This window comes from Enterobacter sp. BNK-16 (genome assembly GCF_048684955.1).
GTDB classification, from domain to species: domain Bacteria; phylum Pseudomonadota; class Gammaproteobacteria; order Enterobacterales; family Enterobacteriaceae; genus Enterobacter; species Enterobacter bugandensis.
Map to the genome: position 1 here is coordinate 3,570,782 of NZ_JBLQTQ010000001.1, position 13,366 is coordinate 3,584,147.

The window sequence follows — 13,366 nt, forward strand, 5'->3', positions numbered from 1 at the left end:
CGCCGGGCCAGCATTTTCCCCCTTAATTATTAGAGGATCGCCGTATTCTTAATCTGAAATCGAATCAAATGATGACATTATGTTGCCGCAGCCTTGCATTACCAGGCTAATGTATTAATCCTTAAGGGGTACTACACCTGCTATGCAGATTCTTATCATGAACAAGGAGATACACATGAAGGCTGCTGTTGTTACTCAGGATCATCAGGTCAATGTCACTGAAAAAACCTTACGCCCGCTTAAGCACGGAGAAGCCCTGCTGAAAATGGAGTGCTGTGGTGTATGCCATACCGACCTCCACGTGAAGAACGGTGATTTTGGCGATAAAACCGGGGTAATCCTGGGCCATGAAGGTATTGGTATCGTGAAAGAAGTCGGCCCTGGCGTGACGTCGCTGAAAGTCGGCGACCGTGCAAGCGTGGCCTGGTTCTTTGAAGGATGCGGTCACTGCGAATACTGTAATACCGGTAACGAAACCCTGTGCCGTGACGTGAAAAACGCCGGTTACTCCGTTGACGGCGGCATGGCGGAAGAGTGCATCGTCACCGCGGATTACGCGGTAAAAGTGCCGGATGGTCTGGATTCGGCGGCGGCCAGCAGCATTACCTGCGCCGGCGTCACCACCTACAAAGCGGTGAAAATCTCCGGCATAAAACCGGGCCAGTGGATCGCGATTTACGGTCTGGGCGGGCTGGGCAACCTCGCGCTGCAGTACGCCAAAAACGTGTTTAATGCCAAAGTCATCGCTCTGGACGTTAACGATGAACAGCTGAAGCTGGCCGCGAGCATGGGTGCAGATTTAACCATCAACTCCCGCAGCGAAGATGCCGCTAAGATTGTGCAGGAAAAAACCGGCGGCGCGCATGCCGCAGTCGTCACCGCCGTCGCAAAAGCGGCCTTCAACTCGGCGGTAGATGCCGTGCGTGCCGGTGGCCGCGTGGTCGCCGTTGGCCTGCCGCCGGAAGCAATGAGCCTGGACATTCCGCGTCTGGTGCTGGACGGTATACAGGTGGTGGGTTCGCTGGTTGGCACCCGTCAGGATCTGCAGGAAGCCTTCCAGTTTGCGGCCGAGGGCAAAGTGGTGCCGAAAGTGACGATGCGTCCTATCGAGGACATCAACGCCATTTTTAAAGAGATGGAACAGGGCCAGATCCGTGGCCGTATGGTGATCGACTTACGCTCGTAAACACCTTTTGCCGGGTAGTGGCTACGCCTTACCCGGCTCATTGCTACGACGAACGACGAACTGAAATCCACTCCTGAACCTCAATCTGGAAGGTGTCCGGCGCTTTTCGGTACATTTTACGCGCCAGGTCGAGAATAGTATGACGCGCGAGCTCCTCTTCCATCCGCTGCTGCGCGCTATCCATGACTGAACGTACTCCGCACGGGCCGTCGCAGACCCAGGCAGGCGGTGCTTCATCAAACACGGCCAGCCGCTGGCGCACTTCACGACATTCGAACATGTTTTTCTCGCCGTCAATGGCATGCGCCACATCCAACACGCTGATCAGCTCCGCCGGACGCGCCAGCTTAAAGCCCCCGCCCTTGCCTTCCGTACTGATGACCAGCCCGGCACGTGACAGGCGTGTGAAGATTTTGCCGAGGTAGTCATACGGCACGCCCTGCAAGGCAGCCATCTCCCGGACGCTCATCTCACGCTCGTTGCCCTTCGCATCCACCATACACATCAGGCTGTGAATGCCGTATTCCACACCGGAACTGTAAAACGCCATGGTTAACTCCGAATTAGTGTTCGGAGCATTATAACGATTTTTAACTCAGAAAGAAGTTGTCGGAGTTAACTCCGACAAGTATAGTGGCAGTTATGTCAGGCATGAAGCCTGGCGGGAGAAAGGATCGAATATGAAAAAGCAGATTTTAATCGTAGGCAGTGGTTTTGCGGGTATGTGGGCAGCCGTGAGCGCGGCACGTCTCTCTGAGCAGCAGGGTAATAACAGTCTGGAGATTGCGGTTCTGGCCCCCTTACCCGAACTGCGCGTTCGGCCACGCTTCTATGAGGAGAAGGTGTCAACGCTGGTCGCCCCGTTGACTGACCTGTTTGACGAGCTTGATATCACATTCATTGCCGGACACGCGGAACAAATTGATACCACGGCAAAAACCGTTTTATACCGGATGTCCAATGGCGCGCATGCTACGGCTTCCTACGATAGGCTGATCCTCGCTACGGGCAGCCAGACCAAACGCCCACCGATTGCCGGCCTGGCTGACTACGCCTTTGACATCGACCAGCTGGAATCCGCACAGGTATTTGAGCGTCACCTTGATTCACTGGCGTTACGTCCCTCCACGCCCGAGCGCAACACCGTGGTAGTCTGCGGAGGCGGCTTTACCGGCATCGAGCTGGCAACGGAGCTACCTGCCCGACTGCGTGCCCGTTTTGGTGACAATACGGAGATTAAAATAGTCGTAGTTGAAAAGGAGCCAGTCATTGGCGGCCGCTATAGCGACGCATTGCGTAAAACGATTGCAGAGGCGAGTGAGGCGCTGGGCGTTGAATGGCGGCTGAAGAGTGAAGTTGAAGCCATTGATGCTCACGGCATAACGCTGAAAAACGGTGAACGTATTGCTGCTGCGACCGTCGTCTGGACCGCAGGCGTCGAGGCAAATCCCCTCAGCCTGCAGATAGACGGTGAACGCGATAGCCAGGGCCGCCTGGTTGTGACAGAGACGTTGCAGGTCCCCGCACATCCTGACGTCTATGCCACCGGCGATATGGCTCACGCCAAAACAGACGATGCGGGCAACACGGCGCTGATGACCTGCCAGCACGCGATCCAGCTAGGGAAATTTGCCGGTCATAACGCTGCCGCCAGCCTGCTGAACGTTGCTCCTTACCCTTATCGTCAGGTGAACTATGTTACCTGCCTGGATTTAGGCGCGTGGGGCGCGGTTTATACCGAGGGCTGGGATCAGGTCGTTAAGTCAGTCCAAGATGACGCCAAGAAGATCAAGATCGCCATCACTAACGAGCTGATCTACCCTCCAGCAGCGGATAAAGCAGTCGCCTTTGCCGCCGCCGACCCGCTGGCGAAATTCGTTTAGGCCCCCGCCATCGCCCCGCTAACGGGGCGTTTTTATTTTCAGTTTCCGGCAATCCTTATCTCAATTCCTTTGTTCCCTTGTTTTCCCCCGCGCCCGATGATGAATCCGAGGCTAACAAGAAGATAACAAAGGAATTCACCATGCAAACCCCATTTCGTCTGCCGCTGCTGACGGCGCTGATTCTGACGACAACCGCAGCCTGGTCCGCAGATGCGCCGGTCAAAGGCGGCACGCTGATTTATCTGGAACAACAGGCGCACACCAACCTCTACCCGCCTGCCGGCGGCTTCTACCCGAACGGCGGCATTCTGAACCAGATCACCGACAAACTGACGTGGCAAAATCCAAAGACGCTGCAGGTCGAACCGTGGGTGGCCGAAAGCTGGACCACCAACGCCGATAAAACTGAATACACCTTTAAACTGCGTCCCGGTATTACCTTCTCCGACGGCACGCCGCTGGACGCCAACGCCGTAGCAAAAAACTTTGATACCTACGGTTTGGGCAATAAGGCGCAGCGCCTGCCGGTGTCAGAAGTGATCAATAACTACGATCGCAGCGAAGTGGTCGACCCGCTGACCGTGAAGTTCTACTTCAAAAAACCGTCGCCGGGGTTCCTGCAGGGCACCGCCACGATTGGGTCGGGTCTGGTCTCGCTCAGCACGCTGAAGCGCAACTTTGAAGAACTGGGAGACGCCCGGCATATCATTGGCTCCGGCCCGTTTGTGGTGAAGGACGAGAAGCTCGGCCGCGAAGTGACGCTCGAAGCCCGTAAGGACTACCGGTGGGGACCCAAAAATCTGGCGCAACAGGGTCCAGCCAATCTGGATGGCATCAAGTTTATCGTCACCCAGGAGGACAGCGTGCGCGTCGGCGCCCTGCTGGCCGGCCAGGCCGACTTTATTCGCCAGGTGCAGGCGTATGACGAAAAGCAGGCGACAGACCAGGGCTATAAAATCTACGCCGCCCCAACGCGCGGGGTGAACGACAGCATTAGCTTCCGCCCGGATAACCCGCTGGTCTCCGATATTCGCGTGCGCCAGGCGCTGCTGCATGCCACGAATGCAAAGCAGGTGGTCGAGACTCTCTTCTCGGCCAACTATCCGCAGGCGAAGTCGGTGATTGCCGATTCCGCCGCAGGCTTTGTCGATCTCAGCGACAAATTGACCTTTGATCCGGCAAAAGCCAACCAGCTGCTGGACGAGGCGGGCTGGAAAGCGGGCAGCGACGGGATCCGCGCCAAAGACGGCCAGCGGCTGGCGCTGACGGTATATGAATCCCTGCCGCAGCCGCAAAATAAAGAGGTGCTGCAGCTGGTTGCCCAGCAGTGGCGTCAGGTGGGCGTAGTGCTGAACGTAAAAGCCGGGGACGCTGGCAGCCGCACGCTGGATAACCTTGATCCACAGAAAACCCCGTTAACCGTCTCCGAAGTGGGCCGCGCCGATCCGGACGTGGTGAAAAGCATGTTCTACCCGGCTAACCGCGACGCGCTGCTGCAAAAAGGCGGCTCCAGCGACAAGGTCAAAAGCTTCCGCGACGACAAGCTGAATGCGCTGCTGGTAAATATCTCCTCAGAGATCGATCCGCAAAAACGCCTGCAACTGACCGGCGATGCCCAGCGCTACCTGCTGGATAACGCCTACGTCATTCCGATTTTCGAGGAGCCGCAGGTCTTTGCCGGTGCGCCGTGGCTAAAAGGCGTCAATTTTGAAGCGGTCGGCCGCCCGTCGTTCTACGGCGCGTGGATTGAGAAACACTGAGGAGCTGACGATGCGCCACGCACTTCTTCAACGTCTTGGTCACGGGCTGCTGGTGCTGTGGGCCGCCTTTACCCTCTCGTTCGTGTTGCTCCAGGTGCTGCCTGGCGACGCGGTGCTGATTAAATTTCAGAACCCGGACCTGGGCCTAAGCCCGGCGCAAATCGAGGAGATGCGCGTGGCCTACGGCGCGGACAGCCCGCTGTGGCAGCAATACGGCCACACGCTGCTGGCGATGCTGCGCGGAGATTTCGGCTACTCGTTACAGGCCGGGGTGCCGGTCAGTGAGCTGATTGCCAGCAATCTGCCGGATACCCTGAGCCTCGCCCTGCCCGCCTTTGTACTCGCGGTCCTGCTGGCGTTTGCGCTGGCCTTTGCATCGCGTCTGCCGGGTTTGCGCTGGCTGAGTAATACCCTCCAGTCTCTGCCGGTCCTGTTTATCTCCTTACCCACGTTCTGGCTGGGGATTGCCCTTATCCAGCTCTTTTCTTTCCAGCTGCGGCTGATCCCGGTGATTAACCCGACGCCGCTGCAGGGGCTGATCCTGCCGATCGTGACCGTCGCGATCCCGATCTCCGCCCCGCTGGCGCAAATTCTGATGCGCAGCCTGGACCAGGTGGCGACGCAGCCGTTTGTCGCCGTTGCCCGCGCCAAAGGACTGAGTGAAACCGCCGTCCTGTGGCGCCACGTCACCGGCAACGCGCTGCTGCCGGTACTCAATATTGCCGGGCTGCTGCTGGGCGAACTGATTGCCGGAGCGCTGATCACCGAAACCGTATTTGGCCGCAGCGGGCTCGGGCAGCTGACCCAGCAGGCGGTGAACAACCAGGACATCGCCGTGCTTCAGGCGGTGGTCATGATTTCCGCTCTCGGCTTTGTCCTGATCAATCTGCTGGTGGACCTGCTGATGCCGCTGCTGGATCCCCGTCTGCAAACCGTTACCGGAGGTGCATCATGAGCCTGGTCGATTACGCTGCCGCCGCGCGAAAACGCGTTCCCGGCTGGCAGGGCGTCGCGTGGCAGCCGGGACTGTGGCTGGCGTGGGCGGTGATTATTCTCGCGGTTTTTGCTGCCGTAGCCCCCGGCCTGTTAACCCACTACAGCCCGATTGAGGGCATCGCCGGAGCACAACGTCTGGCACCGCAGGCGGGCCACTGGCTCGGCACCGATCAGCTTGGCCGCGATGTTTACACCCGCATTATGTATGGTGCGTCCCACTCCCTGAGCGCGGCGCTCGCTGCCGTCACGATGGGGCTGGTGGTGGGCACCGGTCTGGGGGTGATCGCCGGCGCGTTCGCCGGACGCGTCGAGTCTTTCCTGATGCGTTTTGTCGACGTGCTGCTGTCCATTCCGTCTCTGCTGCTCTCGCTGACGGTCATTATTCTGCTCGGGTTTGGCACCGTTAACGCCGCCATTGCCGTCGGCGTGGCCTCCATCGCCAGCTTCGCCCGCCTCGCGCGCGGTGAAGTGGTGCGCATCCGCCATACGGATTATGTCGAGGCGGCGTTTGGCAGCGGCGGGACGTTCCTGGCGGTCCTGTGGCGACACATCCTGCCCAACGCCTTAACCGCCGTTCTCGCCTTTGCCACGCTGCAGTTTGGTCAGGCCATTCTGGCCCTCTCCACGCTGAGCTTTCTCGGCTACGGCACCCCGCCGCCCGTTCCGGAATGGGGCTTATTGATTGCCGAAGGCCGTAACTATCTCTCTACCGCCTGGTGGTTAACTACCTTCCCCGGCGTGGTCGTCATCGCCGTCGTGCTTGCCACCAACCGTATCAGCCAGCAGTTCAGCGGAGGCCTGAAATGACCGTACTCTCGGTAGAAAACCTGACCATCAGCTACCGTACCGCGCGCCAGTGGCGCGAGGTGGTGCATAACGTCAGCTTCACCCTCCGTCGGGGGGAAATGCTGGCCTTTGTCGGTGAATCTGGCTCAGGCAAAACAACCACGGCACAGGCGATCATTGGTCTGCTGGCGGATAACGCCCGACGCGATGCCGGGAAAATCGTGCTCAACGGCGAGGAGATTAGCCGGTGGTCAGCGAAGCGTCTCGATACCCTTCGCGGCGCGCGAATCAGCCTGGTTCCGCAGGATCCGGGTAATTCACTCAACCCGGTGAAGACGATCGGCGTACAGGTCGGGGAAATTATTCAGCAGCACCAAAAGGTAACGGCACTCCAGCGCGACGAGCAGGTGCTCGCCCTGCTGACAAAGGTCGGCCTGAGCCATCCCGAACAGCGCATGAAGCAGTATCCGCATCAGCTCTCCGGCGGGATGAAACAGCGCGTGCTGATTGCCATCGCCATTGCGCTGCGCCCGGACGTGATCGTCGCCGATGAGCCCACCAGCGCGCTGGACGTGACGGTGCAAAAACGCATTCTCGATCTGCTGGATATCCTGCGTCGGGAATCTGGTACTGCGGTTCTGTTTGTCACCCACGATCTGGCGCTGGCTGCCCAGCGCGCGGAGAGGCTGCTGGTGTTTCGCAACGGCGAGGTTCAGGAGCACGGCGACACCGCCGACATTATCCGCACGCCGCAGCACGCCTATACCCGTCAGCTACTGAGCGATCTCCAGGGCCAGCGCCTGACCATCGCCCCGGTAGCAGGCCTTCCGCTGGCGTCACCGGCCATTCGCGCCCGCGCCATCAGCAAACGGTTCTCGCTGGGCAAAGGTCATCACCTTCAGGCGCTGGATCGGGTGACGTTTGACGTCAGGCGCGGCAGCACGCATGCGCTGGTCGGGGAATCCGGCTCCGGGAAAACCACCCTCGCCCGTATTTTGCTGGGTTTTGAACAGGCGGACAGCGGACAGGTCATTATTGATGATATTGATGCCACCGACCTCAGCCGCGAGGCCCGCCGCCAGCTGCGCCAGAAGATCCAGTTTGTCTATCAGAACCCGTTCGCCTCTCTCGACCCGCGTCAGACGCTGTTCGAGATCGTCGAAGAGCCCCTGAAGAATTTTTCTCGCCTGAGCAAAGCGGAGCGAAAGGTCCGGGTGGAGACCGTGGCGCAGCGGGTTGCCCTGCCCGTCGAACTCCTGAGCCGTACCGCCCGGGAGCTTTCAGGCGGGCAGCGCCAGCGCGTAGCTATCGCCCGGGCGCTGATTCTGGAGCCGACTATTCTGGTGCTGGACGAAGCCACCTCCGCGCTGGACGTCACCGTACAGGCGCAGATTCTGGCACTGCTTCAGCAGCTGCAGCAGCAGCTGGGATTGACCTACCTCTTTATCACGCACGATCTCTCTACCGTCCGCCGGATCGCCCACAGCGTCACGGTGCTGCGCAGCGGTCAGGTGGTCGAACACGGTGACGTCGAGACCTTATTCACGTCGCCGCAGAACGACTATACCCGCGAGCTGATTGCCGCCATTCCCCATTTTTCACCCGCTACGGAGGAGTTCGCATGACGCGAAAACGCCTGGGATTTTTCACCCGCCTGCTTGACGACGCCACGCCGAAGGAGCGCTATCGTCTGGCAACCGAACAGATCCGCCACGCCGAACGCCACGGTTTTGACAGCGCCTGGATCGCGCAGCACCACTTCCACGAAAGTGAAGGCGGCCTGCCGTCGCCGCTGCTGTTTCTGGCCCACGTTGCGGCGCATACCGAAACCATCCGCCTGGGCACGGCCATCATTACCCTGCCGATGGAAAACCCGCTACGCGTGGCGGAAGATGCCGCCGTGCTGGATCTACTCGCCGATGGGCGTCTCGAAGTCGGTTTTGGTTCGGGCGGCACGCCGACCTCTTTCCTGCCGTTCGGACTGACGTTTGAACAGCGCGGCGCGGCCTTTGCTGACCATTTGCATGTGATCCAGAGCGCCTGGCGCGGGGATTCGCTCACCCATCCGGATAATCACCTTTATCCGCCAGCGCCACAGCTGGCTGAACGGATCTGGATTGCCACCTTTTCCGTCGACGGTGCCGTTCGCGCCGCGCGGGCCGGACACGGTTTGATGCTCTCCCGCACGCAGCCGCGCCCGGCAGACCAGTTGGATTTAACGCTCGACGCGATCCAGAACCCGATTGTGGATGCCTACCTTGATGCGCTGCCTGCGGGCATTGCGCCGCGTATTCTGGCCTCCCGCACGGCGTTCGTCGCCGACAGCGATGACTACGCGCTGAAGGTCGCCACGCCGGGTCTCGCCAGGCAGGCCCAGCAGCATCGCGCTGCCGGACATGCGATTAAAGGTGACACCGTCACAGATTTTCGTCGCCAGTTCGACGCCCATATCGGCTCGCCAGAGACGGTGCTGCATTCGCTGCATGCGGACTCCGTTCTCAGGCGCGCCACGGATATCTCGTTCCAGGTTCATTCGGTCGAGCCCACCCATCGCGACACGCTGCGATCCATCGAACTGATCGCCGAACATATTGCCCCCCACATCCTTTGAGGAGACACCTATGTCATTAAGTCAGGACATTCTCGCCGAGCTGGCGGAAATTAAACCCGGTTCCCCTCTGGCAGAGGCGCGCGCCACGCGGGACGCCGCCACGCGCCACGCACAGGGCAGCTACGAAACCTTATTTACCCAGCAGGATAGCGATTTTGCGCTCGACGAGCGCTTCGCCGTCGCGGCAAAAGTCGCCAGGTGGCACAACGCGGAGGCGCTGGCCGCGCACTATGCGGGGTTTGGCCTGGCCGACCCGACCTCAGACCGTCTGACCCCGGCGCTGAATTTCGCGCGTCTGCTGACCTTCTCACCCGTTGAAGCCACGCCGACATCGTTAAAGGCGCTGATCCAGGCGGGTTGGAGCAAGGAAGGCATTGTTACCCTGGCGCAGCTTGTTGCGTTTGTCAGCTTTCAGAGCCGACTCGTCGCCGGGCTGCGGCTGCTAAATGACAAGCCGGTGGTGGCAAGCGATGTGCCGGTGGCGGCAGGCATCTGGCATACAGCCGCAACCACGGTCTCCGGGAAGACGGCTCCCGTCGCGTTCACCCAGCAGGAGCTGGGCTGGGAGCCGTGGATCGACGCCAAACCTCTGGCGGACTTCCATGATGACGAGGTTGCCGTTCTGGCGAAATTTGGCCATACCGATTCCGACTACTTCCGCCTGCTGGGGCGCAACCTGCCGGTGCTTGAACAGCGCACGCTAACGGATAAAGGAATTTTTTATACGCCGGGGGGATTGCCGCGCGCCGAGCGCGAGCTGGCCGCAACGGTAACCAGTAAAATTAACGGCTGCATCTACTGCGCCTCTGTCCATGCGCGCAAAGCCAGCCAGCTGTCAAAGGATGACGCGGCGGTAGAGGCCCTGCTGGCCGTACGTCCGGGACGCTCCCTGAGCGAGGGGCAATCTGCGCGCTGGCAGGCGGAAATTAATTTTGCGGCAGCGCTGTCGGTTACCCCGCCTGCCGCCACGCCGCTGCACCTTGCCGCACTGGAAAAAGAGGGGCTGGACACCTTAGCCCAGCTGGACCTGGTGCAGTCCGCCGCGTTCTTCGCCTGGGCCAACCGCCTGATGCTGACGCTGGGTGAGCCCTGGCTTGCCTGAATGCAATCAGGCTAGCGCGCGAGCGTTAGCCTGAGCCTGTCTGGCCCGCAGGTAACCGTAGATCAACAGCGCGCTCATGGCCGAGAACGAGAGGAGCGCCGCAGGCAGCGTGACGTAGCGCCAGCTAAAGCCGAGGATAATCATCATCCCACCAAAGTACGCCCCGATCGCGCTGCCGAGATTAAACGCCATCTGCCCTCCGGCCGCCCCCAGCATCTCACCGCCCTTCGCATTTTGCAGAAGCAAAATTTGCAGCGGTGCAGAGAGCGCAAACAGCCCGGCACAGCAGATAAAGCCCATCACCAGCGAGGCCGTTTTCAGTTCGCCCAGGGCGAAAAGCAGCAGCAGCGAGGCGACAATCACCATATCGGTGATGGCCGCAATGCGCAGCGGGCTAAAGCGCCCCGAGAGTTTGCCGCTCAGCAGATTGCCCAACACCATGCCAAGGCCCATCAGCATCATGATGGCCGTCATCATCCCTTCGGAAAAGCCAGAAACGTTGACCATAAACGGCTTAACGAAGCTGAACCACGCGAACACGCCAGCATTACCAAACATGGTGGCGGCAAAAATCAGCCAGGGTTCCGGTTTCTTCAGGAACTGAAACTGCTCGGACAATTTGATTTCTGATTTGTAATGGATGTCCGGCACCCAGAGCAGAACCGAGAGGATAACCAGCGCGTCGAACGCAGCAATCAGGAAAAAGGTATAGCGCCAGCTGAACTGGTGCCCCAGCCAGGTCCCCAGCGGAACGCCCACCAGGTTGGCTACGGTCATTCCGGCGATCATCCCCGCCACCGCGACCGTAACTTTCCCCGGAGGTGCAATTTTGGAGAGGATTATCGCCCCGACGCCAAAAATGGCCCCGTGCGGAAAACCGGAGATCAAACGCCCCAGCGCCAGCCAGAAATACGACGTAGAAAACGTAAACAGGGCATTTCCGACTGCGCACATGGCAACCAGAAACAGCAGCGTCGTTTTTAACGAGAACTTGCCGGAGAACAGCGCTACAATCGGCGCGCCAATCACCACACCGAAGGCATAAAACGAGATCATATTCCCAGCGGAGGGAATCGAAATACCGGTGTCATGCGCCAGCTCGGTTAACACCCCCATAATGCCAAATTCAGCCATACCCAGGCCAAATGTGCCAAGCGCCAACGAAAATATTGTCTTTTTCATGCCTCAACCACCGGTTAATCAATCGCGAGGGCATTATTAAATAATCTTGTATGGTGAGCCAGTTCAAATCAGCTGGCTGACACGTTAATCCATTAATTCAGGAGTTTTCTCCAACCACGACACGGGGGAATGGAAAACAAAAAGCCCCGGCAGGCGTCAGGGCTTTAAAGGATTTAAGGTCTGGCTTTTACGGTGTGCTTTCTGCCGCTTCTTTAGCGCGTGTAATAGCGCCAGCATTGAAAATTGGGTGCTCGTAATTGTTCGTTACGTCACGAACGCGATAGATTTTCCATGCATCATCTTCACGACGAAGAAATACCTCAAGGTGGATGCTTCTCCCGTTACCCGCCCCTTCAATAACCTGGACAACTTCACCGTTTAAAAATGGCCTGGCGTTTTCCACTCGTAACGCAGGTATCCATTCACGAGAGTAATCTTGGGTATACGTAAAATAGTCAGACTCTATTAACTCTTGTTCAAAGATTTCCTGAATAGCATTGATGCGAGCAATAGTATCAGCAGAAACATATTTGTGCAGTTCGTCGGCAGGATAAGGCGTGGCTTCATCGCTGCCGAATACAGAAAGATAGGATTTATAAAATGATACAGTAGCGTCTTGTGCGCTACGTCTTTGATTGGCAGCCGAACTACAGCTCACCAGCAACATAACGAATGATAAAAATATCCTTTTCATCTATGCATCCATAACACGTTCATTATGAGAGCGCCCCAGAGCGTGTGAGCGGAGATACGAAACCGCAGCGTCTTTATTCCAACTCATTCTTAGTTCCTTTTAGTAAATAAGAATGAATTATTACATTAACCACACACAAGCAGTGGTATTAAAAATGCTTTTATTACATCTGCGGCGTTCTAATAGTGGAACGGGTGCTAAACACCTGCGTAAATACCTCAGTATCTTCTTAAAAAAGCATTGTGAAATTAATTACCTAAAAACAATACGCATAATAACAAGTGGATTACACTTCATAGTGCGGCCTCGCTTTTTCCACGCCGGACAACCTGAGGATGACAATCATGGGAAGCAAAAAGAAAACCCCTGTCGCTGTTGATGTCGTATCGAATGCCCCCCTTAAGACCAAAGAGTATGAAAAAGAGCTCCGCCGCCTGCACGTCGAACTGGTTAAGCTCCAGCAGTGGGTCGTCGCCAAAGGATTGAAGGTGTGCATTGTTTTTGAGGGACGCGACGGCGCCGGCAAAGGCGGCACCATTAAAGCGATCACCGAGCGCGTCAGCCCCCGCGTGTTTCGCGTTGTTGCGCTTCCTGCCCCAACGGATAAAGAGAAAAGCCAGCTCTACTTCCAGCGCTATGTGCCTCACCTGCCCTCGGCGGGTGAAATCGTGATATTCGATCGCAGCTGGTATAACCGCGCGGGCGTGGAGCGGGTGATGGGGTTCTGCACGGAGGAACAGGCGGAGAAATTTTTGGACGGCGCGCCGGTCATGGAAAAAGCGATGGTCGATGCCGGAATTATCCTGCTGAAGTACTGGCTGGAGGTAACGCCGAAAGAGCAGGAGCGGCGCCTGCGCGACCGCATTAACGATGGGCGTAAGATCTGGAAGCTGTCGCCGATGGATATTAAATCCTTTAACCTCTGGGACGAATACACCCGCGCGCGCGACGCCATGTTTGAAGCCACTGACACCGCCTGGGCACCGTGGTTTGTCGCGCGTTCTGAAGATAAAAAACGCGTGCGTCTGAATATTATTTCGCATCTGCTTTCGCAGATCCCGTATAAAGAAATTCACGTCGACAAGGTGGATTTACCGAAGCGCAAAATCGGCAAAGTCAAACCCACGAAATACCCGTTCCGGTATGTGGAAGAGCGGTTTTGATTT

12 protein-coding genes are annotated in these 13,366 nt (G+C 58.1%); 9 read left to right on the plus strand and 3 right to left on the minus strand.

The features are described from left to right. Nucleotides 1-175 precede the first annotated feature (175 nt). Nucleotides 176-1,186 (plus strand): alcohol dehydrogenase AdhP, encoded by a 1,011-nt coding sequence (gene adhP, locus ACMGGH_RS17210; RefSeq protein ID WP_041909867.1) that lies wholly within the window; start codon nt 176-178, stop codon nt 1,184-1,186. A 43-nt stretch (nt 1,187-1,229) separates the two neighbouring features. On the opposite strand, the gene ACMGGH_RS17215 is transcribed toward adhP, so the two are convergent. Beyond that, nucleotides 1,230-1,736 carry an RrF2 family transcriptional regulator gene (locus tag ACMGGH_RS17215; RefSeq protein WP_028013240.1) on the minus strand — a complete coding sequence of 169 codons (507 nt, stop codon included), beginning with the start codon at nt 1,734-1,736 and terminating at the stop codon, nt 1,230-1,232. Between the two features lie 130 nt (nt 1,737-1,866). Here ACMGGH_RS17215 and ACMGGH_RS17220 point away from each other — a divergent pair, with 130 nt between their 5' ends. The 7 genes from ACMGGH_RS17220 (at nt 1,867) to ACMGGH_RS17250 (ending at nt 10,324) form a co-directional block, all read left to right on the plus strand. Further along, nucleotides 1,867-3,069 (plus strand): NAD(P)/FAD-dependent oxidoreductase, encoded by a 1,203-nt coding sequence (locus tag ACMGGH_RS17220; protein WP_232948284.1) that lies wholly within the window; start codon nt 1,867-1,869, stop codon nt 3,067-3,069. Nucleotides 3,070-3,209: 140 nt separating this feature from the next. Beyond that, nucleotides 3,210-4,829, plus strand: a complete 1,620-nt coding sequence (locus tag ACMGGH_RS17225) for a TIGR04028 family ABC transporter substrate-binding protein (protein ID WP_232948285.1) — start codon at nt 3,210-3,212, stop codon at nt 4,827-4,829. Nucleotides 4,830-4,839: 10 nt separating this feature from the next. Beyond that, on the plus strand, nt 4,840-5,784 hold the full coding sequence (locus ACMGGH_RS17230; RefSeq protein ID WP_045260582.1) for an ABC transporter permease: 945 nt from the start codon (nt 4,840-4,842) through the stop codon (nt 5,782-5,784). Beyond that, nucleotides 5,781-6,632: an ABC transporter permease gene (locus tag ACMGGH_RS17235; protein WP_232948286.1), complete on the plus strand. Its 852-nt coding sequence runs from the start codon at nt 5,781-5,783 to the stop codon at nt 6,630-6,632. Before ACMGGH_RS17230 ends, ACMGGH_RS17235 begins: the two co-directional genes overlap by 4 nt. Beyond that, complete coding sequence (locus tag ACMGGH_RS17240; RefSeq protein ID WP_232948287.1) at nt 6,629-8,236, plus strand: dipeptide ABC transporter ATP-binding protein; 1,608 nt, start codon at nt 6,629-6,631, stop codon at nt 8,234-8,236. Before ACMGGH_RS17235 ends, ACMGGH_RS17240 begins: the two co-directional genes overlap by 4 nt. Next, a complete protein-coding gene (locus tag ACMGGH_RS17245; RefSeq protein WP_232948288.1) occupies nt 8,233-9,222 on the plus strand; it encodes a putative FMN-dependent luciferase-like monooxygenase in 990 nt (329 codons plus the stop codon). The genes ACMGGH_RS17240 and ACMGGH_RS17245 overlap by 4 nt, the downstream gene beginning before the upstream one ends. A 10-nt stretch (nt 9,223-9,232) precedes the next feature. Continuing rightward, nucleotides 9,233-10,324 carry an alkylhydroperoxidase domain protein gene (locus ACMGGH_RS17250; protein ID WP_232948289.1) on the plus strand — a complete coding sequence of 364 codons (1,092 nt, stop codon included), beginning with the start codon at nt 9,233-9,235 and terminating at the stop codon, nt 10,322-10,324. A gap of 6 nt (nt 10,325-10,330) precedes the next feature. On the opposite strand, the gene araJ is transcribed toward ACMGGH_RS17250, so the two are convergent. Beyond that, entirely contained in the window at nt 10,331-11,506 is a 1,176-nt protein-coding gene (gene araJ / locus ACMGGH_RS17255; protein WP_420299184.1) for an MFS transporter AraJ, read from the minus strand. A 187-nt stretch (nt 11,507-11,693) separates the two neighbouring features. Further along, a complete protein-coding gene (locus ACMGGH_RS17260; protein ID WP_232948291.1) occupies nt 11,694-12,200 on the minus strand; it encodes a YbjP/YqhG family protein in 507 nt (168 codons plus the stop codon). A 344-nt stretch (nt 12,201-12,544) separates the two neighbouring features. Between ACMGGH_RS17260 and ppk2 the strand changes: the two genes are divergently transcribed. Then, a complete protein-coding gene (ppk2, locus tag ACMGGH_RS17265; RefSeq protein WP_045630464.1) occupies nt 12,545-13,363 on the plus strand; it encodes a polyphosphate kinase 2 in 819 nt (272 codons plus the stop codon). Nucleotides 13,364-13,366: the final 3 nt, after the last annotated feature.